The organism is Cupriavidus sp. MP-37 (genome assembly GCF_020618415.1).
Lineage (GTDB): Bacteria > Pseudomonadota > Gammaproteobacteria > Burkholderiales > Burkholderiaceae > Cupriavidus.
Genome location: NZ_CP085344.1, coordinates 2,085,917 through 2,103,661 on the forward strand (window position 1 = coordinate 2,085,917; position 17,745 = coordinate 2,103,661).

Genomic DNA, 17,745 nt, shown 5'->3' on the forward strand with positions numbered 1-17,745 from the left:
ACAGCTACCCGAGTCTAGCTGGGCAGCACCGAATGGGCGTCGATCTGGAGGCTACGTTTGAAAACTGCAGTGAAGGATGTTCAGGGGCGGCGGGCCGCGCGCCTCGACCTCGGCGCGCAGCGCGATGCGAACCTCGGCCGTGACCACGCGCGTGGGTTCCACGACGCTCTTCAGCACTGGCAGGAAGGCCGGAAGCTGCGGTGAAACATGGTCCGCGCTCTTGGAATCTGCCTGGCAGTGCGCCAGGCAGAGCGCACTCTGGTCAGTGCCTTGGTCGCTACCGCCAGCCGCCATATCGGCACAGGATTCGGTCATTGCCGCCGTCGTGCCGCTGCCTTCCACCTGATAGCGGCTACCGGTACAGGCGTACGCGGCCGCTGCCAGTTGGACTGTCAGAAACACAACGAGAAGGAGGCCGGCGAACCAGGGATGCCGGCGGACCGAGTGACGCAAGAGTTCTTTGCGGTGGGCGTGATAGTCGCAAGGATACTGTCTTTTGCGGGTAATGCAACCGGACCTTTCGCCCCGGGTCTTCTCGCAACGTGGCCCAAGTTTCCGAAGGATCGTGTCCTTGACCTTCCCACCGGGGCAAGGTCTATCGTTGAGTCATCGAACCCTGGATGCCATCCACCCCGCAGCTTGCTCAAGTTGCGTGTCCGAGACAACAGGGATTGAAGGTAAGGAGCACATCATGAATATTGGACAAGCCGCCGGCGCATCCGGCGTCTCGGCCAAGATGATCCGCTACTACGAAAGCGTTGGTCTTGTGACTTCAGCCGCACGCAGCGCGGGGAACTACCGGGTGTATGGTCAAGCTGACATTCATACCCTGCGCTTCATTGGGCGAGCGCGGGCGATGGGCTTCTCGATGGCCCAGATCCGCGAGTTGCTCGGGTTGTGGCAAAACAAACGGCGCGCGAGTGCAACGGTAAAGGCGATTGCGGAACAGCGAATCCAGGAGCTGGACGCCCGCATTGCCTCACTGTCCAGCATGCGTGACACGCTCCTGTACTTGTCGCGACATTGCGAAGGCGATGACCGCCCCGAATGCCCGATCCTGGATGAGTTCAGCGGCGAACCGCCGAAACATCGAGCGGCAGTACGTGCAACCAGGCAGTGAGCGCGATGACCACGAGCGATCGACAACGGCAATCTCTCGACCCTGCCTCACATCACGCGATGGCAGCAGCGCGAGACGATGAGCACGTAGGGCACGGCAGCGGAAATGCGCCGAATCGACGAGACCATGATTCCACCAGTCACGGCGCTGCCGTCTGTGGGGCCAGTGCACGCGATCCTGTGTGTGGAATGACGGTCATGCGGGATGTGCCATACCAGGCAAGCTATGCCGGGGCACAATACTTCTTCTGCAGTGCCGGCTGCCAGAAGCGGTTCGAGGCCGAGCCGACGCGCTATGTCGAGACACCAAGCGTTTCGGCGCCCGATGAAGGCGAGACGGCGCCGGGCACGACCTATACGTGCCCGATGCACCCCGAAATCCGCGAGGACCATCCCGGGACGTGCCCAAAGTGCGGCATGGCACTCGAGCCGCTCATGCCAAGCCTCGACGACGACCAGAATCCCGAACTCGCGGCGTTTCGCCATCGCTTCTGGTGGACCTTGCCGCTGACGATCGCCGTCGTGTCGCTGGTGATGCTTGGGGACCGCCTCGGGGTGCTGGAGCCCGCGACGCAAAGCTGGGTGGAACTCGTCTTGTCCGCACCGGTGGTCCTCTGGGCAGGCTGGCCCATCTACGTCCGCTGCCTCCAGTCGTTCCGAAACCGCAGCCCGAACATGTGGACGCTGATCGGTCTGGGTACGGGTACGGCGTTCGTCTACAGCGTCGCCGCCACCGTTGCCCCAGAGCTGTTTCCCCGCGCCTTTCTCATGCACGGCCGGATCGCGGTCTACTTCGAAGCCGCGGCCGTCATCATTTCGCTGACGTTGCTCGGCCAGATCTTCGAGTTGCGGGCGCGCTCGCAGACCTCGGCAGCCATCAAGTCGCTGCTCGGCCTGGCCCCCAAGACGGCACGCCGCCTCAATCCGGACGGCAGCGAGGCCGATATTCCGCTCACGCACGTGCATGTCGGCGATCTCCTGAGGGTCCGGCCCGACGAAAAGGTGCCCACGGATGGCGTCGTGAACGAAGGGGCCAGCGCCATCGACGAATCGATGATCACCGGTGAGCCTCTGCCCGTCTCCAAGCGCGTCGGCGACCACGTGATCGGCGCCACCATCAACACCTCGGGCAGCCTGGTGATGCGCTCAGAAAAGGTCGGCGCCCAGACGGTGCTGTCGCAGATCGTGCAGATGGTGGCCCAGGCACAGCGCTCCAAGGCGCCGATGCAGCGGATGGCGGACCGGGTCGCCGGCGTGTTCGTGGTGGTGGTCGTAACCATCGCCTTGCTCACGTTCTTCGCCTGGGGCGTCTTCGGCCCCGAGCCGAGCTGGGTCTTTGGCCTGGTCAATGCGGTGGCTGTACTGATCATTGCCTGTCCCTGCGCGCTGGGATTGGCCACCCCATCCATCATGGTGGCCAGCGGGAATGGCGCGACCAAGGGCATTCTGTTCCGGGACGCGGCGGCCATCGAGCAATTCCGCAAGGTCGACACCCTGATCGTGGACAAGACCGGCACGCTGACAGAAGGCCGTCCGAGTTTTGAACGGGCCTATCGTGTCGATCCGTTCACGGAAACCGAGGTGCTTCGTTTGGCCGCGAGCCTCGACCAGGGCAGCGAACATCCGCTAGCCGCGACCCTCGTCACCGCCGCGCGTGAGCGCGGCCTGGCCCTGGCGAAGGCGGAGGATTTCGCCTCGGACACGGGCATGGGGGTACGCGGCCGCGTCGGTGGCCACCAGCTCGTGCTGGGCAACACCGCCCTGATGCAGCAGGAACAGGTCGACGTTGCACCACTGGCGTCTCAGGCGGATACCCTGCGGCAGCAAGGCGCCAGTGTCATGTATCTGGCGGCAGATCGAACATTGGCCGGTCTGCTTGCCGTCTCCGACCCCGTCAAGGCCAGCACGCCCGAGGCTCTGATGACGCTCAGGCAAGCCGGGGTCCGCGTGGTGATGGCGACAGGTGACGGCGCTGTCACGGCGAAGGCGGTAGCCGGTCGCCTGGGCATCGACGAGTTTCATGGCGAAGTGAAGCCGGCCGACAAGCTGGCGCTCGTCGAGAAGCTGCAAGGGGAAGGCCGCGTGGTTGCGATGGCGGGCGACGGCATCAACGACGCGCCGGCATTGGCAAAGGCCGATGTGGGCGTTGCGATGGGAACCGGCACAGATGTGGCGATGCACAGCGCCCAGATGACCCTCGTCAAGGGCGATCTGCGCGGTATCGCCCGAGCACGCGAACTCTCCGAGGCCACTATCGCCAACATGCGGCAGAACCTGGGCTTCGCCTTTATCTATAACGCGCTGGGTATCCCGCTGGCGGCGGGGTTGCTGTACCCGTTCACCGGCTGGTTGCTGTCGCCGATGATCGCGGCATTGGCCATGAGCCTGAGTTCCGTTTCAGTGATCTCCAATGCGCTACGACTCAGACGCCGCGTGGCGTAGCTATTGTCATGTGTGAATTCGACTCTACCAACCCGTGTCTCCTTGCCTTGCTGCCCAGATCGGGGGGCTAGACTAGGACAAATGCTGGCGTGATTCATGAAGCATAGCCGCAGCCCCTTCACTCGCTTGCTTGCGCTGCTGTTGTTGGCCTTGTGCGCTGACCATCAACAGGACGGTCGGCACTGGGCCGACAGCAACGGTCACGGGCCCGATCTCGGTGTCTTGCCGACTATGGCTGGGCTTGAACACGTTCTGCCGCCCACGCCATACACCTTCCGCATCTTCCACACGGCTGACAGCGCGAACAACTCGCCTGGTCCGGTCTATCTCGCAACGGCCCGCTTGCGCATCTGATCTATCCCTACGCGTGGCCCACTTCGGCCACGTGCTTGACTTTGGTGGCTCTACCCGAGCGTGGGTGCTCTGACCCGTTGCGGTTGAGCCAGACAAAACCGAATACTGGGGAAGATCATCATGCATTCCACTCTCAAGACTCTCGTTCTCATTTCACTCGCCGTCGCGACCGCGCAGGCGCTCGCGGGTCCCGACTGGGACGTCATCAATCGCGCGCGCACTGCAGCGCAACACCCTGCGGCGACCTCCAGTACATCAGCCTCTCAGGCATCGATGTTGGCGCGCTGCAATGCAATGATGAAACAAATGGATTCCCAGTCGACCGGCGGCGGCAGCCCGATGGGGCCTTCCGAGTCCAAGTGACTGAGGGTGCTTCGGCCGACCAGGCAAAGCATGCATCCGTGCAATCCGGCCTCTGGCATCCGCCCTGAGGGAGCCGGACTGACTGTCTGCCCGCCCACTTGTCTGGTACTGGATTGGCGCGTGGTCATTGAATCGCGATCGATAAGGAGATCGCCATGAATACGAAATCACTAGTAGCCGCAACCCTAGCCGTGGTGATGCTTGGCGCCAGCGGCTGGTCCGCAGCGGCCGGTGCAACCCGTGGCGCCGAAAGCGCCAAGACGGGTGCACAGGACAAGGGGCACGACATGATGATGGACCACATGATGGGCGGCGGCATGATGGGAAGCTGCCCGATGATGGGCCTGCCACCTGGCAACGAGAAGCTTTCGATGCAGATGCATGCGGACATGATGCAGGCGATGGGCGAGATCATGCGCAAGTACGCGGACAAGATCCAGACGCCACCGACGAAGTAAGGACGCTGTCCATGGAGTTGCCCCTGTAACTCAGGACACGCGGACACCGTTAGGTTGATGACACCGCATTACGCCTGAACTCGCGAGGCGAGCGGTATTTCAGGGCTTTGTGCGGGTGGCGCTCATTGTAGTGTTCAAACGCGATTGCCAGACGCGAGAGCGCTGTTGGTGCGTCAGACTTGTCCATATAGGCGACGTAATTGTGCTTCATGGTCTTCACGAACGATTCCGCCATGCCATTGCTCTGCGGCGAACGGACCGGTGTGGTCAGCGGCTCAAGACCCAGTTCGCGAGCGAAGCTGCGCGTGCGGTGGTCGATGTAGGCCGAGCCGTTGTCCGTCAGCCATTCAATGGGCTGCGCGGCCTGCGTGGTGCCGAAGCGCTGTTCGACGGCGGCCAGCATCACGTCGCGCACCACATCACCGCTATGCCCGCCGGTCGTTGCTGCCCAGCTAATCGCCTCGCGGTCGCAGCAGTCCAGCGCAAACGTCACGCGCAGCGGCGTACCATCGTCGCACCGGAACTCGAAGCCATCGGAGCACCAGCGGGTGTTGCTGCGGTCCACCGCAACGCGACCGTCATGTCGCCGCTTATCTCGCCGCACGCCAGGGCGGCGCAGCAGCAACTGATGCTCCCGCATGACCCGATACACGCGCTTGACGTTGATGCACGGCGCACCGCTCTGCTCCCGACTGCGGCGCAGCAGCGCCCAGACACGGCGGTAGCCGTAGGTGGGAAGGTGCGCCACATGGGCCTGAATCTCCTCGACCAGCCCGGCATCGTTGGTCACGCGGGCACGGCGACCATCGCGCCAGTCGGACGAGCGAGCTCGCTTCACCGCCACGGCAGAGCGCGCCACGCCGAGAACTTCGCAGACCGTCTTCATCGGTCGTCCCCCGGCAGCAAGGGCGAGCGCGCAATCAGGTTTTTTGAACGGCCCCATTCCACGGCTTCTTTCAGGATTTCGACCTCCAGCGTCTTCTTCCCGAGTAGCCGTTGCAGTTCCTTGATTTCCTTGATGGCGGCGGCCAGCTCAGATGCCGGCACAACGGTTTCGCCTGCCTTCACCGCCGCCAGACTGCCTTCCTGGTATTGCTTGCGCCAGCCAAACACTTGGTTGGCGTTGACGCCGTGCCGACGTGCAACGGCCGACACCGATGCTCCCGGCTCCAATGTTTCCTGCACGATGGCGATTTTTTCTTGCGCCGTGCGCCGCCGACGGCGCTCCGGCTCGGTCAGAATTTCGATGCTTTCCACGTAATGACTAGGCTTACTGATAGGCACAAGACTATCCCTTATTTTAAGAGAGTCCTCGTGTCCTCAGATACGTGGGGCCGCTCCACCTATCGCCCGGACGTCGGCGCGGCGGACTTGGGGGATGACTGGCCTGGTGGCTTTTTTTGCCCTTGCCATGGTTCCAAGTTTGACCTGGCCGGCCGCGTGTTCCGCAACGTCCCAGCGCCGCTCAATCTGGAGATCCCACCGCACGCGTATCAAGGCGAAACCCGTCTGGTGATCGGCCAGGATCGCAATGGAACCGGATGATGACTTACCCCGACAGTGCACTGCTGATCGTCCAACCCTGCGTTGTCAAGGAGGCGCCCATGAGTACCATATGTGTTATTGCCATCGTGCCCTCTGAGCTTTTGGAGAAGCTGGAGAAGCGCCTCGCAACCGTCCACGCGCCCGGATTGACCGCAACGAAAGTCAAGGGGTACGGCGAGTATCGGAATTTCTTCTCGAGCGATCTGACCACCCGTGCACACCAAGATCGAGATCTTCGCGGAGGAAAGCGACGTCGAGGCCATCACCAAAGCGATCATCGAGGTAGGACAATCCACCGTGCCAGGCGCCGGGATTGTGGCGGTAATCGCCGTCGAGAGGTTCTTGCATCTACACGTTCCCCCGGGAGCGTCAGTGGATACAGCCGAATGACCCGAATCGGCTGGTGCGTTGGGTGCCGGCGGGGATGAGCGCCCATGAATGCGGCGAGGCACAGATCGGCCGCAGGGCCAGATAACGATGCCCGTTGAACGGAGTTGCGGCGGCACGTGGCACCGGTCGGAATGCAAGTGGCACGAGCCGCGGCATTGCGTGGCCGGTAATTCAGTTCCAGAGGTGGGCTATGCAAACTGGCATGGCAGTGGCGCGTACGGGCGACACCGGGCGAGTATGGCGCTTGGCTCCGGGGCAATTCCTCCTGGGGCTGCTCCTCGTCACGTGGCTCTGTATCGCGGGCGCCGCTGGCGTTTCCCGCGCCGTGGGCGAGGAAGATCTTCTGCCGCCTGAGCGGGCCTTGCGCTTTGCGGCCCGGCAACTCGACGAACACGCCATCGAGGTGCACTTCGACATCGCGGACGGCTATCACCTCTACCGTGAGCGATTCGCCTTTGCTGCCCGGCCGGCAGGGGTGAAGCTCGGTACACCTGTGCTTCCACCAGGGCAGGTTAAGTACGACGAGGCGTTTGGCAAGGAGATGGAGATCTACCATGGTGGCGTCAAGATTCGCGTGCCAGTGGAGGTCACTCCTGCGGATGGCGAATGGACGCTGGTCGTGACATCGCAAGGCTGCGCCGACAAGGGAATCTGTTATCCACCGATGGAGAGCGTATACAAGGTGGGCGGCAGCCCGCTCGGCGGGCCTATTTGATAAGCGCGAGGGTGGCACGCCAATGGCGATGCTTGTGCCACCGACTGCAGTAACCTCTCCCGGAGCGGGCGAATACCAGGGCGGGCATGCGATACCGGAGATCGTGCCACATGGCGATGACGGCGACCGCATCATTCGCGCGCTGACCAGCCACCAGCTTGGGGCAATCGCGCTGCTCTTCCTCGGCTTCGGCCTGCTGCTGACGGTCACGTCGAGCGTGCTGCCGATGGTGCCGATCCTTTGGTCCATCGTCGTGGGCGAGCACGTGACACGCAGCCGTGCGCTGATCATCTCGCTAGACTACGTGCTCGGCTCGGCGGTAGCCTATGCCGGCGTCGGCATGGCCACCGGGTGGCTCGGTGAGAGGGTCTTGACAGGGCTGCTGACGCCCTGGGCGCTCGGGGCCTTCGCCACGTTGCTCGTGGCCCTGGCGCTATCGATGTTCGGGCTCCGCGCGCTGCTGCGGCAGCCCCGATCGACGACATCCGCACAGCAGCTGGATCGTCGGGCTGCCGCAGCACTGGGGGCGATGTCCGCGTTGGCCGTCGCGCGCATCATGCCGGCGCCGCTATCGAGCACGCTCGCCTATCTCGCACGAACCGGTGATGCCATGACCGGAGGCGGTGCGTTATTCGCATTGGCGATCGGCATGGGGTTGTCGCTGGTGCTGGCCGGCGTCGCCGCCGGCAATCTCCCGCCGCGCGCCGGGCACTGGCTGGAGGTGACCAAGCGTTGCCTTGGCTTTCTGCTGCTGGGCGAGGCGAACTTGGGTGATCACCCCGCTATTGCCACCCTGGGCCGTGATGGCAACGTGGGCCGCTCTGCTGCTGATCGCCGCAGTTTTCCTGGGCGCCTTCGATTCGCTTGGCCCCAAACCGCATGGCGTGGCCCGGCTGGGCAAGGGCCTGGGCCTGATCGCCGCGCTGGCGGGAACCATCCTGTTGGTCGGGCTGGCGTCGGGCGGGCGGGATCTGCTGCAGCCTCTGTCGCACCTGCGCACTCGCCAGTCGTCGCCAGCCACCGCCGCCGACCACGCGGTGGTGCACTTCGCGCGGATCCGCTCGGTGGCCGAGCTCGACGCACGTCTGGCGCAGGCCGTTGCGGCCCGCAAGCCGGTACTGCTCGATTTCTATGCCGACTGGTGTGTCAGCTGTAAGGAGATGGAGACGACTTTCAGCGATCCCGGAGTTCAGACGCAGTTGGCCGGGGTTGTCGTACTTCGAGCTGATGTGACACAAAACAACGCCGACGACAAGGCGTTGCTAAAGCGCTTCGGCCTATTCGGGCCGCCCGGCATCATCTTGTTCGGCGCCGATGGGCGAGAGAGCCCGGTGCGGGTCATCGGCTATCAATCCGCATCGCGTTTCCTTGATAGCCTCGAGCGCGCCTTCGGTAAGGAAGGCAGGCCCTAAGGATGACATCACCGACTCCAACCCGCGAGGATAACGGCACAATCCGAAAAAAAATGGGCTATGCAGTGCGCCACTGCGATGGTGAGTCCGGCGTGCTCGTCGCACTCGGCAGCAGCCGATGGGCGTAACGTGCAATCGGAAAATCGAAAGTACCACGCAAATTGATGCCTTCCAGACGAGTCGGCGCAATCTGGCGCAAATCCTCGGCACGCATGGATTCGCCGCCGATGGCCTCAATCGCGTCCAGCGCGCGCTGCATGTGCAGCGTGTTCCAGGCCATCACGGCATTGGACAACAAGGTCAGAGCCGACGACACCGCCGCCAGCGACGCATCGTGCCGGGTCAATTCCAACGGAATCTTGCCATAGTGGATGGCCCGCTGCACCGTGTGGACCGCCTCGCCGCGGTTCAAGGCATGCTGCATCTCATGGCGGAACGCGGGATTGGTGAAATAGTCGATGAGGAAGATCGTGCGAAACAGCCGCCCGAGATGCACGCCAGCCTCATAGATGGGTTGACCTTTCGCCGCTGCACCGAAACGCATCAGGGCCTGCACTGCCGTACATTGCCCCGCTTTGCACCGATGCCGCGATCCGGACCAGTTCGTCCCAGGCACGTTCGATCAAGACCAGCCGGACATCCGCGTCCGCCACCGCAGCCAATTCCGCCGGTATCTCGTGATCCCTGGGCACATGCAGGCGGCGATCGCGCAGGTGGGCAAGCCGCGGGCAGAGATCGAAGCCAAGTAGCCGGGACAGGCTCATGGCGAAATCGGTGTAGCCATGGGTATCGACCGCTAGTTGTGCCACGTCTTCCGATCCGCTCTGGCGGATGACGCCCTCAATGGCGACACCGGCCTGCCGCTCGTTCAGTAGGATCGGCTGGTCATAGAAGATGCCCCAGCGGTCCCGGACATGCGTGTACATACCGATCGATGCCGTGCGCCGGCGCGGATCAGCCCGTGCCCGCCAGACTGTGCGCGTGGTCTCCAGCGACATCATGTCCGACGACGCCAGATCGGCGCGCCCCCAGTGCTGGGCGATCGGGTGCTGATGCATGAAGATCAGGACGGCATCGGCGGCCTGGCGCAGTTTGCGCTCGTCCGCGATGCGATGCATCATTTGCCGGATCGCGCTGGGCGACAACTCCGGCACCATCCGTGCGAGGTCCGCCGCCGACATTGAGGTGCCGTGCGCCAGCACTGCAGCGTAGATCATCAGCAGCTCGCTGCGCGAATGCGGTTCCCGACCCAGCAGGAGCCAGCTGAAGTGGGTGCTGCTGTCAATCTCCAGCAGGATTTCGGGCAATTGTCCACCGGGGTGCCGCTCGAACAGCGCGCGTCGCAGCGCCTCCACAGAGGCTTCCGGTTTCTTTGCCGTGAGCGGATCGATATGGATGGCGCTATCAATGTTCAGCTCCCCACGCTGGACTGCATCGCGCAACCTGGCGAGCCCCGCGTCCAGGTGCGCCACCACAGGATCGAGGAACGCCTTGGCGTCCTGCGGCAGCTTGAGATGACCGTAGAAATGGTTACGCCGGGCTTGCCAATCCTCTTTGGAGATGAGTAGGGCCGCCTGACTGCGGAAGGCGAAGCTGTGGTCCAGGAAGACCGAGCCATTGCGCAGCGCCACCCGCAGGGCAAACAGCGTCCCCCACTCGAAGGCGGCCAGGGCCCGCTTGCGATCCAAGCCCTCTAGTGCTGGCTGCCAGGCGCGTCCCAATCGAACCATCACCCGATCAGGGAGCCAGTCGGCCCTGCGCGCATAGAGCTTGCGCAGTACCTCCATTGCCTCGATCACCGGGTGGGCCGACTGTGCCGCAAATGGCAGATGAACCAGTCTGCCCAGCAAGGCACGGGATAGCCTGTGTCGCGACAGGAGTTGCGCGCGGATGAGGCTGGCACGGCTCGCTAGATGCTGACCAGCTGCCTCGTCAGCCAGATTGCTCAGTTGCTGACAGAGGGCATCCCTTGTCTGCGTCTCGTCTGCGACCAGCGCTTTGACGGCGGCAGCGAATTCCCCCAACTTGGTACCTGGGTCCGGTCGGCCCGCGTCAATTAGGCGTCCGGCATCGTTGACGCATTTGCGAATCCAGTGCCGCAGCATGGACGACAATTGATCCGTGGCCGCGCATAAGGCATAGCGTAAAAAGCAAGCCGATTCCAGGCGGCGGGACTGTTGCGCGACCCGCTTGCTGACCGACGCCGGGCGGTTGGCACAGCGCCGCGCATAGTGCCGCACCACCGCCTCATTGCAGGCTGCCGGCCAACCGCTGTGGATGCCCAGCTTGTACAGGCGGTCGATCTTGTCGAACAACTCGCCCATCTGATGGGTCGAATTGCGTAGCGGGACAGCCCACAGCCATTGTTGTAGGCTCGGCCGGTCGTTTTCTGGCCGCGGTAGCAGGGCACCCCACGCATCGAGGGAAACCTCGCCGTAGGCCTGCACCAGCGCGTCAGCCAGGGCCGACTCGAATGCCTCTCCGGCCTGGCTGATCAGCCGCTTCAGCGCTCGGTCATGCGGAATCAGGATGCGATGCTCGTAGAGCCAGCGCTTCAACTCGTGCAGCAGGTCACTGCGGCTCGGTTGCCCTGCCAGCCGCTCCTTGAGCCAGCGCGTCACGTAACGTCGCTGATGCTCTGCCATCGGGCTGAACCCCAGGGCTTGGTAGGCCAGCATCTGATGGTCCACCAAGGTATCGGTGCGCCCGTCATACAGCGCGCTCAGCGTGCCCATGTCCGGCGGCGTGATGCCGAGTTGCGCGCCCACAAAGGCCCAGAGGAATTTTGGCACCTGCTTGTAGGCATCGAGGGTGCGCCCCGTCATGCGGACAAAGCCAATGTGAACGGCACAGGCCAAGCGGTACAAATGGCTGCGCCGCGCATGGATCAGGGCCCGCTCTTTGGCGGAGAAGGTGAAGAACGTGGTAAGCTCAAACTCGCTGAGTTCGCGCGGAATCTGCCGCATGCCCAGATACGCCAGTTGCCAGTGATCCATCGCGCTCTCCCAAGCGTAAGACGGACCGCTGAGGTTATCGGCAATGAGACCGGGACGCAACGTTTCGACACAATAAGTGCGCTATGAGGCAATCGCGCCCAACTGGCGACAGTAGACAGCAACTTATTGATTTACTGGGGTATTTTCCCGGACGCCGCCCGGAAACCCGCGTGAATGCTAAGGGTGGCTACCCCGGTAAATTGCACCGAAATCAAGGGGACGCCGATCACCGCCGTCATGCCGAGCAGGACCATCCCCACGGCGCGGGTCGCTAGTCCCAGCAACAGCAGAGCTGGGGCGGTCAGCTCGATTGACACCGCCAGGTAGGCCGCAGACTTCGAGGGCACCAGCGGCACCCGGTAGTCCCCGCGGAACAGTTCGAGGGCGGTATTCCAGTTGGCCAGCTTGGCCATCGCCGAGTTCCAGACGGTTGGCTTTTTCTCAACCCGCACAGCAAGACAGTTGCGTGACGTCCTTGGCAAAGGTCTGCGCCGCGAGCTTCAGCCCCTCGACCATCGTCAGGTATGGGAACAAGTGGTCGGCCAGCTCTTGCACGGTCATCCGCGCCCGGATCGCCAGCGCCGCCGTCTGGATCAGCTCACCCGCTTCAGGCGCCACCGCCTGCACGCCGATCAGGCGGTCCGATCCTGCCTCGGCAACCAGCTTGATGAAGCCGCGCGTGTCGAAGTTGGCCAACGCGCGCGGCACATTGTCGAGCGTGAGCAGGCGGCTATCGGTCTCGATGCCGTCGTGGTGCGCTTCCGCCTCGCTGTAGCCCACGGTGGCGACCTGCGGGTCGGTGAACACGACCGCCGGCACGGCGCTCAGATCAAGCGCGGCATCGCCTCCGGTCATATTAATCGCCGCGCGGGTGCCGGCCGCCGCGGCCACGTAAACGAACTGCGGCTGGTCGGTGCAGTCGCCGGCGGCGTAGATGTGTTGCGCGGTGGTTCGCATGCCGTTGTCGATGACGATGGCGCCCTGCGCGTTGACCGTCACCCCCGCCGCCTCCAGTGCCAGCTCACGCGTGTTCGGCGCGCGGCCGGTGGCGATCAGCAACTGGTCGGCGCGGATTTCGCCGTGCCCGGTAGTGAGCACGAATTCGCCGTTCGCGTAGGCCACTTGGCTGGCCTGCGTGTGTTCCAGCACCGTGATGTCCTCGACACGGAAGGCGGCCGTGACGGCCTCGCCGATGGCCGGATCCTCGCGGAAGAACAGCGTGCTGCGGGCCAGGATCGTGACCTGACTGCCGAGCCGGGCGAAGGCCTGCGCCAGCTCCACGGCCACCACCGACGAGCCGATCACGGCCAGCCGCTTAGGAAGGATGTTGCTGGCCAGCGCCTCGTTCGAGGTCCAGTACGGGGTGTCCTTCAGACCGGGGATCGGCGGCACAGCCGGACTGGCACCAGTAGCGATCAGGCAGCGGTCAAACGCCACCTCGCGCTCGCCGCCTTCGGCCAGGCGCACGCTCAAGGTGTGTCCGTTCTGGAAGCAGGCCTCGCCGCGCAGCACCGTGATGGCCGGCGTGCTCGCGAGGATGCCCTCGTACTTGGCGTGGCGCAGCTCATCGACACGCCCCTGCTGCTGGGCGAGCAGGCGCTCGCGCAGGATCGCCGGTGGCGTGGCCTGGATGCCCCCGTCGAACGGGCTTGCGCGGCGTAGATGGGCAATGTGGGCCGCGCGGATCATGATCTTGGACGGCACACAGCCAACGTTGACGCAGGTGCCGCCGATGGTGCCGCGCTCGATCAGGGTCACCTCGGCGCCTTGCTCGACGGCCTTGAGGGCCGCCGCCATCGCGGCGCCGCCGCTGCCGATGACGGCGATGCGAAGCCCGCAGCCTTCGCCTGCGGATTTCTCACCGCGGCCCAGCCAGCCGAACGCCTTGTCGAGCAGGCTGCCGCGCTTTTCCGCCGGCGGGGCCTCGGCGAGCATGGCCCGGTAGCCGAGTCCGGCCACGGCGCCAGTCAGCGCATCTGGCGACGTGCCGGGTTCGGCGGCGATTTGCGCCGTCCCCTTCGGGTAGGACACGACCGCAGACCGCACGCCCGGCACCTTCTCCAAGGCATCCTTGACGTGGACGGCGCACGAGTCGCAGGTCATTCCAGTAATCTTCAAGTGGGTCATACCACAGTTCCAATGTTCACTTCGGCAGCGGCCAATGCGGTCAGCCGCGCTTGACCGGGGGTTCACAGGCGTTCGGTGCCCCGCAGCGCTTTGCCGGCGAGATGAAGTCCCAGATCGATACGCCGACCATGAAACTCAGGCCGACATAGAGCAGCGCCTCGCTGCGCCGGCCAACCGTCAAATACACCGCCGTCAGTACCAGGAGTGGGCCGATCACGCCGAGTGCGGTCCGTTGCCACTGCCGATGGCTAAACCAGGCAGTCGCATTGGCGAGTAGCGCGATACCAGCGAACACCCGCAGCAGAACGCTAATGAACAGCCCTTCGTACTGGCTCAGGAAGCCTAGGCCAATAGCCGCGCCCAAGCCGGCGATGGCGGGAAAGCAACTCGCGCAACCCATCGCCGAGACGATACCGCCGAGCGCCCCTGCCTTGTTGGTCACGCGCGTGATCCGTCCCATGCGGTCACTCCCATGTTCGATCCGGGGCTTACCGCTTGACGCTGGACGGATAGCCCGCGTCCTCGGTCGCCTTGGTCAGTTTCTGCACGCTGGTCTTGGCATCGTCGAAGGTGACGACGGCCTGGCGCTTCTCGAAGCTCACTTCGGTCTTGGTCACGCCGTCGACCTTGGAGAGCGCCTTTTTGACCGTGATCGGGCAGGTTTCGCAAGTCATGCCCGGCACGGACAGCGTGACGGCTTGCATGGCGGCCCACGCCGGAGCAACGGCGGCGAGAGCGAGGGCGGCAAACAGCTTCTTCATGGCGAACTCCTGATCAGTAGAACCATGGCATCACGTAGGGAAAGCCGAGCGCAACCAGAACCAGCAGGGCGACGACCCAGAAAATGAGCTTGTAGGTGGCGCGTACCCGCGGGATAGCGCAGGCCTCGCCCGGCTTGCAGACTTGCGCCGGGCGTAAAACGCGCCGCCAGGCGACGAACAGAGCCAGCACTGCGGTGCCGAGAAACAGCGGCCGATATGGCTCCAGCGCCGTTAAATTCCCGATCCAGGCCCCGCTGAAACCGAGCGCGATCAGGAGCAGCGGCCCCAAGCAGCAGGTGGAGGCGAGGATTGCGGCGATGCCACCGGCAAAGAGCGCACGGCGCCCGGCTTGCAGTCGTGACATGCGTTTTTCCTTTCTTAGTAGGTAGGGATAGCGTAACCTTACTTCCGTACTTATGTACGGAGTCAAGCGATATGCGGAGCGGATTGGAGAGCCTGACCATCGGCGCCTTCGCCAAGGCGGCTGGTGTCAACGTGGAAACGATCCGGTTCTACCAGCGCAAGGGGCTGCTGCCAGAGCCAGATAAGCCCGCCGGCGGGATTCGTCGCTATGGCGAAACGGATGTGGTCCGGGTGCGCTTCATGAAATCGGCGCAGCGGCTGGGATTCAGTCTGGAAGAAATCGGTGAACTGCTTCGCCTGGAGGACGGCACCCATTGCGAGGAAGCGAGCAGCCTAGCCGAGCGCAAGCTCAATGACGTGCGCGCAAAGCTGGCCGACCTGAGACGCATGGAGGCCGTGCTGTCCGAACTGGTGGGCGCCTGTCATGCCAGCCAGGGTAACGTATCCTGCCCGCTGATCGCAGCGCTGCAAGCGGGATAAGTGCGCCAAAGGACGTAGTGGACGCGGGCTACGCTGCCCCAGTTCGTTCCGGCTTCTTTTGTACGGCTTCGGCGCAGCCAGCCTCATATGCCCCGTATCGAGGGGCAAGCGACCTAGTCGAGTCAGACATCGTCGGGGGGACAAAGCGGCACCAGCGGGCGCAGCGCTTGCAAGGCGCGCTTGTGCTGTAAGATCCAGTCGTACATTCCTCTACGACGCCCTCGGCTTGGCCAACGAGGGGCGGCCCAGTGGTTGGATACGACAATGTGGCGCCGTGTAAGTGCCATGCCGGTGTTGGCCCTGCCCGAGAACGGTCGTGAAGTCGTAACGCCGGTGAATTGCGGGTTCAGGCAGCGCTAGGCCAACGCACCTCCGGAAGCGATCGCAGCGGGCGGAATTTTCCATCTTGGAGCTTTTGGCTCTGACGCCACACGTAGTCGCCGGTCAGGTTGATGTGTTCCCAGCCGAGCGGCGACAGGTACGAAAACAGGGACGGATCGATGGGCATGCCGCGCTCCACCAGCGCCTGCACGGCACGTTCAAGGTAGACCGTGTTCCACAGGACGATGGCCGCGGTGACCAGGTTCAGTCCGCTGGCACGGTAGCGCTGCTGTTCGAAGTTGCGATCGCGGATCTCGCCAAGCCGGTAGAAGAACACGGACCGTGCCAAGGCGTTGCGCGCTTCCCCCTTGTTGAGCCCCGCATGGGAGCGCCGACGCAGTTCCAGGTCCTGCAGCCAGTCCAAGGTGAATATCGTCCGCTCGATGCGGCCGAGCTCGCGGAGGGCGACCGCCAGTCCGTTCTGTCGCGGGTAGCTGCCGAGCTTGCGCAGCATCAGCGAGGCGGTGACCGTGCCCTGCCGGATCGACGTCGCGAGGCGCAGCACCTCGTCCCAGTGCGTGCGAATCAGTCTCTCTTTGTACGCGCCGCCGATCATAGGGGCCAATGCCGGATAGTCGTCAGGATTGCCGGGGATGTACAGCCTTGAGTCCGCGAGGTCGCGAATGCGCGGGGAGAACCGGAACCCGAGCAGATGCATCAGGGCGAAGACGTGGTCCGTGAAGCCGTTGGTGTCCGTGTAGTGCTCCTGGACCCGCAGGTCCGACTCGTGGTACAGCAGGCCGTCGAGCACATAGGTGGAGTCACGGACGCCGACGTTCACCAGCTTGGAGTGATACGGCGCGTACTGATCCGAGATGTGCGTGTAGATCATCCGGCCGGGCTCCGAGCCATACTTTGGGTTGACGTGGCCGGTGCTTTCGGCACGGCCGCCCGCCTTGAATCGCTGGCCATCCGACGATGAGGTGCTGCCATCGCCCCAATGGGCAGCGAACGCATGGGCGGACTGCGCGTTGACCAGATCCGCCAGGCCCTGAGCATAGGTCTCGTCCCGAATATGCCAGGCCTGCAGCCAGGAGAGCTTGGCGTAACTGGTGCCCGGGCAGGATTCCGCCATCTTCGTTAGCCCGAGGTTAATGGCGTCGGCAAGAATGGTCGTGAGCAGCAGCGTCTTGTCGGCGGCAGGCTCACTGGTCTTCAGGTGCGTGAAATGCCGGGTAAAGCCGGTCCAGCCGTCGACTTCCATCAGCAGTTCCGTAATCTTGACGCGCGGCAGCATGAGCGCGGTCTGATCGATCAGGGTCTGCGCTTCCATCGGGACGGCCGCATCGAGCGGCGAGATCTTCAGGCCCGACTGAGTGATGATCGCGTCCGGCAGCTTGTTGGCGGCGGCCAACCGGTTGGCGGTGGCCAGCTTCAGTTCAAGCAGCCCGCGCCGCTCGCTCAAGTAGCGCTCGCAATCGGTGGCGATGGGCAGGGGCAGCAAGCGGCTCTGTCTGAGTGCGACGAATTTCTCGGCGGGCAGCAGGTACTCATCGAAATCCTTGAACTGGCGCGAGCCCTGGACCCAGATGTCGCCGGAGCGCAGGCGGTTTCTGAGTTCGGACAGCGCGCACAGCTCATAGTAGCGACGATCGATGCCGTTCTTGGTGCGTACCAGTGGCTCCCAGCGCTTCTTGATGAAGGAGGTCGGCGCGTCGGCCGGGACTTTGCGCACATCGTTGACGTTCATCGTCCGGATCGTATCGATGGCAGCCAGACTGCCGCCGTGCGGCCTGATCAAATATTGCGGCGCCATCAACATTGCGTGGCGCTGGTGCCGACTCTACTAGATTAAAGCGTATCGCCCGTAGGGCGGTGAGCGCTGCGAGTTGTACTTCC

13 protein-coding genes and 5 pseudogenes are annotated in these 17,745 nt (G+C 63.8%); 9 read left to right on the plus strand and 9 right to left on the minus strand.

Annotated features, from left to right (window positions below):
- Window positions 1-51: 51 nt before the first annotated feature.
- Window positions 52-453, minus strand: coding sequence for a hypothetical protein (locus LIN44_RS09740; RefSeq protein ID WP_062799365.1), 402 nt, complete (start codon window positions 451-453; stop codon window positions 52-54).
- A gap of 238 nt (window positions 454-691) precedes the next feature.
- On the opposite strand from LIN44_RS09740, the gene cueR reads away from it, so the two are divergent.
- The 5 genes from cueR (at window position 692) to LIN44_RS09765 (ending at window position 4,736) form a co-directional block, all read left to right on the plus strand.
- Window positions 692-1,120, plus strand: a complete 429-nt coding sequence (gene cueR, locus LIN44_RS09745; protein WP_062799367.1) for a Cu(I)-responsive transcriptional regulator — start codon at window positions 692-694, stop codon at window positions 1,118-1,120.
- A 188-nt stretch (window positions 1,121-1,308) separates the two neighbouring features.
- Complete coding sequence (locus tag LIN44_RS09750; RefSeq protein WP_062799369.1) at window positions 1,309-3,561, plus strand: heavy metal translocating P-type ATPase; 2,253 nt, start codon at window positions 1,309-1,311, stop codon at window positions 3,559-3,561.
- A 96-nt stretch (window positions 3,562-3,657) separates the two neighbouring features.
- Window positions 3,658-3,915: a hypothetical protein gene (locus LIN44_RS09755; RefSeq protein ID WP_062799371.1), complete on the plus strand. Its 258-nt coding sequence runs from the start codon at window positions 3,658-3,660 to the stop codon at window positions 3,913-3,915.
- Window positions 3,916-4,035: 120 nt separating this feature from the next.
- Window positions 4,036-4,278: a hypothetical protein gene (locus tag LIN44_RS09760; protein WP_116359830.1), complete on the plus strand. Its 243-nt coding sequence runs from the start codon at window positions 4,036-4,038 to the stop codon at window positions 4,276-4,278.
- A gap of 155 nt (window positions 4,279-4,433) precedes the next feature.
- Window positions 4,434-4,736 carry a hypothetical protein gene (locus LIN44_RS09765; protein ID WP_062799373.1) on the plus strand — a complete coding sequence of 101 codons (303 nt, stop codon included), beginning with the start codon at window positions 4,434-4,436 and terminating at the stop codon, window positions 4,734-4,736.
- 49 nt (window positions 4,737-4,785) lie between these two features.
- Here LIN44_RS09765 and LIN44_RS09770 read toward each other — a convergent pair.
- Window positions 4,786-5,984 (minus strand): IS3-like element ISButh1 family transposase gene (locus LIN44_RS09770; RefSeq protein WP_163013128.1). Its coding sequence is split into 2 segments (ribosomal slippage): window positions 4,786-5,669 and window positions 5,669-5,984, totalling 1,200 coding nucleotides; the frame shifts between segments, so codons are not numbered across the junction.
- Window positions 5,985-6,077: 93 nt separating this feature from the next.
- Between LIN44_RS09770 and LIN44_RS09775 the strand changes: the two are divergent.
- The 3 genes and pseudogenes from LIN44_RS09775 to dsbD all read left to right on the plus strand — a co-directional run.
- Window positions 6,078-6,281: pseudogene (locus tag LIN44_RS09775) on the plus strand (ubiquinol-cytochrome c reductase iron-sulfur subunit); the annotation flags it as partial.
- A 213-nt stretch (window positions 6,282-6,494) separates the two neighbouring features.
- On the plus strand, window positions 6,495-6,671 hold the full coding sequence (locus LIN44_RS09780; RefSeq protein WP_227311957.1) for a hypothetical protein: 177 nt from the start codon (window positions 6,495-6,497) through the stop codon (window positions 6,669-6,671).
- A gap of 190 nt (window positions 6,672-6,861) precedes the next feature.
- A pseudogene (gene dsbD / locus LIN44_RS09785) lies at window positions 6,862-8,798 on the plus strand (protein-disulfide reductase DsbD).
- A 58-nt stretch (window positions 8,799-8,856) separates the two neighbouring features.
- Here the strand turns inward: dsbD and LIN44_RS09790 are convergent.
- The 6 genes and pseudogenes from LIN44_RS09790 to merT form a co-directional block, all read right to left on the minus strand.
- Window positions 8,857-11,794 (minus strand): annotated as a pseudogene (locus LIN44_RS09790) (Tn3 family transposase).
- Between the two features lie 218 nt (window positions 11,795-12,012).
- Window positions 12,013-12,276: pseudogene (locus LIN44_RS09795) on the minus strand (DoxX family membrane protein); the annotation flags it as partial.
- On the minus strand, window positions 12,236-13,921 hold the full coding sequence (gene merA, locus LIN44_RS09800) for a mercury(II) reductase (protein WP_062799379.1): 1,686 nt from the start codon (window positions 13,919-13,921) through the stop codon (window positions 12,236-12,238). The pseudogene LIN44_RS09795 and the gene merA, both read right to left, overlap by 41 nt.
- Before the next feature lie 40 nt (window positions 13,922-13,961).
- Complete coding sequence (gene merC, locus LIN44_RS09805) at window positions 13,962-14,381, minus strand: organomercurial transporter MerC (RefSeq protein ID WP_062799381.1); 420 nt, start codon at window positions 14,379-14,381, stop codon at window positions 13,962-13,964.
- 28 nt (window positions 14,382-14,409) lie between these two features.
- Window positions 14,410-14,682, minus strand: a complete 273-nt coding sequence (merP, locus tag LIN44_RS09810) for a mercury resistance system periplasmic binding protein MerP (RefSeq protein ID WP_062799383.1) — start codon at window positions 14,680-14,682, stop codon at window positions 14,410-14,412.
- A gap of 13 nt (window positions 14,683-14,695) precedes the next feature.
- Entirely contained in the window at window positions 14,696-15,046 is a 351-nt protein-coding gene (merT, locus tag LIN44_RS09815; RefSeq protein ID WP_062799386.1) for a mercuric ion transporter MerT, read from the minus strand.
- A gap of 71 nt (window positions 15,047-15,117) precedes the next feature.
- Here merT and merR point away from each other — a divergent pair, with 71 nt between their 5' ends.
- Entirely contained in the window at window positions 15,118-15,525 is a 408-nt protein-coding gene (gene merR / locus LIN44_RS09820; RefSeq protein ID WP_062799388.1) for an Hg(II)-responsive transcriptional regulator, read from the plus strand.
- A 346-nt stretch (window positions 15,526-15,871) separates the two neighbouring features.
- On the opposite strand, the pseudogene LIN44_RS09825 reads toward merR, so the two are convergent.
- Window positions 15,872-17,623 (minus strand): annotated as a pseudogene (locus LIN44_RS09825) (Tn3 family transposase); the annotation flags it as partial.
- Window positions 17,624-17,745 lie beyond the last annotated feature (122 nt).

Coding starts and splice junctions, on each gene's coding strand:
- cueR (WP_062799367.1), top strand. CDS start 692: ATGAATATTGGACAAGCCGCCGGCGCATCCGGCGTCTCGGCCAAGATG.
- LIN44_RS09750 (WP_062799369.1), top strand. CDS start 1,309: ATGACGGTCATGCGGGATGTGCCATACCAGGCAAGCTATGCCGGGGCA.
- LIN44_RS09755 (WP_062799371.1), top strand. CDS start 3,658: ATGAAGCATAGCCGCAGCCCCTTCACTCGCTTGCTTGCGCTGCTGTTG.
- LIN44_RS09760 (WP_116359830.1), top strand. CDS start 4,036: ATGCATTCCACTCTCAAGACTCTCGTTCTCATTTCACTCGCCGTCGCG.
- LIN44_RS09765 (WP_062799373.1), top strand. CDS start 4,434: ATGAATACGAAATCACTAGTAGCCGCAACCCTAGCCGTGGTGATGCTT.
- merA (WP_062799379.1), bottom strand. CDS start 13,921: ATGACCCACTTGAAGATTACTGGAATGACCTGCGACTCGTGCGCCGTC.
- merC (WP_062799381.1), bottom strand. CDS start 14,381: ATGGGACGGATCACGCGCGTGACCAACAAGGCAGGGGCGCTCGGCGGT.
- merP (WP_062799383.1), bottom strand. CDS start 14,682: ATGAAGAAGCTGTTTGCCGCCCTCGCTCTCGCCGCCGTTGCTCCGGCG.
- merT (WP_062799386.1), bottom strand. CDS start 15,046: ATGTCACGACTGCAAGCCGGGCGCCGTGCGCTCTTTGCCGGTGGCATC.
- merR (WP_062799388.1), top strand. CDS start 15,118: ATGCGGAGCGGATTGGAGAGCCTGACCATCGGCGCCTTCGCCAAGGCG.